Genomic DNA, 2,085 nt, shown 5'->3' with positions numbered 1-2,085 from the left:
GAATGGCTGCTGGCGGAGGCGGGAGCCGGGCGGCTGCTGCCCTGGGTGCCGGTCGCCATGGGCGCCGGCATCGCGCTGTACTTCTCCGCCGATCACGAACCCGTATTATGGGTGACGGCGCTTGTCGCGCTGGCGCTCGGCGGCGGCGCGGTGCTGTTGCGGCGCCACCGATTGTTCGTGACGGCGGTGATGGTCGCGGCGGTGGCGGCCGGCTTTGCCGTCGCGACTTGGCGCACGGCGCATGTCGGCCACACCGTGCTGGCCCGGGCGCTGTATTCGGTGGCGCTGACAGGCTTCATCGAGACCCGCGACATCCGCGAGCGCACCGATCGCTTCGTGCTGCGCGTCGTGACGATGGAGAGCCCGCGCGGCCATGTCACGCTGTCGCGCGTCCGGCTGTCGGTGAAGAAGGGTACCGCGCCCGATGTCGGCAGCTTCGTCGCGTTGAAGGCGCGGCTGATGCCGCCGCTGTCACCCTTGCGGCCGGACTCCTACGATTTCGCCCGTGACATGTTCTTCCAGGGCATCGGCGCCTCCGGCTTCGCGATGGGCGCGATCAAGATCGTGACGCCACCGCAGGAAGCCGGATGGAAGCTGCGCTATGCGGCTGTCATGCAGGACTTGCGTGACGGCATCGACGCGCGGATCCGCGGCCGCCTCGACGGCGACGAACGCGCGATCGCGACTGCGCTGCTCACCGGCCGGCGCGACGCGATCACCGATCCCGTCAACGATGCCATGTTCATCTCCGGGCTCGGCCACGTGCTGTCGATCTCCGGCTATCACATGGCGGTCGTCGCCGGCGTCGTGTTCTTCGTGATCCGCGCGCTGCTCGCGCTGATCCCCGGCCTCGCCGACAGCCATCCGGTCAAGAAATGGGCGGCTGCGGCGGCGCTCGTCGCCGCGACGTTCTACCTTTTGCTGTCGGGCGCGGAGGTCGCGACGCAACGTTCGTTCTTCATGACGGCGGTGGTGCTGCTCGCGGTCATGGTCGACCGCCGCGCCATCACCTTCCGCACCCTCGCGGTGGCCGCGCTGATCGTGCTGGTCATGGCTCCGGAAGCGCTGGTGCATCCGAGCTTCCAGATGTCGTTCGCAGCCACGCTCGGCCTCGTCGCGCTGGTGCAGATCGGCATGCCCAGACTGTTCGCGACGCCGGACAGCTCGCTCGCCGGGCGCATCGCGCTGTGGGGCGGCCGCGAGCTCATGGTGCTGCTGCTGGCATCTTTCGTGGCAGGGCTCGCGACCACGCCCTATGCCGCGTTTCACTTTCATCGCGTCACGCCCTATGGCGTGCTCGCCAATCTCGCCGCGATGCCGGTGGTCTCGGCGGTGGTGATGCCGGCGGGCCTGATCGGACTCGCGCTGGCGCCGTTGGGCCTCGATGGCTGGTGCTGGTCGCTGATGGGATGGGGCATCGATTGGATGATCGTGGTGACGCGCTGGGTCGCTGCGCTGCCCGGTGCGGTGGGCCGCGTCACTACCTTCGGCACCGGGCCGTTGATCGCGATGAGCCTCGGCCTGATCCTGATAGGGCTATTGCGCTCGCCTTTGCGCTGGTCGGGCGCCTTGCTGCTTGCGGCCGGCATCTTGTGGGCTGCGACCGCGCCGTTGCCTGAGGTGCTCGTCTCCGGCGACGGCCGCAACGTCGCGGTGCGCGGCCGCGACGGCCTGCTGCATCTGATGCGCACGGGCAAGGATGTGTTTCTCGTGAAGGAGTGGCTCGCGGCCGACGCGGATGCGCGGCTGCCGACCGATCCGTCGCTCGGCAATGGCGTCTCCTGCGATGAGGTGGGCTGCGTCGCGCCGATGGCCGATGGCCGGCTGGTGGCGCTGTCGTGGCGTCCGGAGGCGCTCGCCGACGACTGCGTGCGCACGGCGCTGGTCGTGACCTCTTGGCAGGCGCCCGCCGACTGCGCCGCCGCGTCGATCGATCGCACACGGCTATCAGAGCAGGGCGCATTGCTCGCGCGGCGGCGCGGCGAAACGTTTACGGTGACGGCCGTCAGGCCGAACGGCATCATCAGGCCGTGGTGGCCGGGCGCCAGGGACGCGAACGAATTCGACACGACCCTGGCGCGGCGC

1 protein-coding gene is annotated in these 2,085 nt (G+C 69.7%); it reads left to right on the top strand.

The genetic code is table 11. From position 1 onward, the window contains the following. A partial coding sequence (locus WA702_RS28515) for a ComEC/Rec2 family competence protein (protein WP_425113883.1) occupies positions 1–2,085 on the top strand: 2,085 nt, incomplete at both ends.

This window comes from Bradyrhizobium sp. (assembly GCF_049798375.1).
Lineage (GTDB): Bacteria > Pseudomonadota > Alphaproteobacteria > Rhizobiales > Xanthobacteraceae > Bradyrhizobium.
Note: the sequence above shows the minus strand (reverse complement) of the source record. Positions and strands in the feature narration are given on the sequence as shown.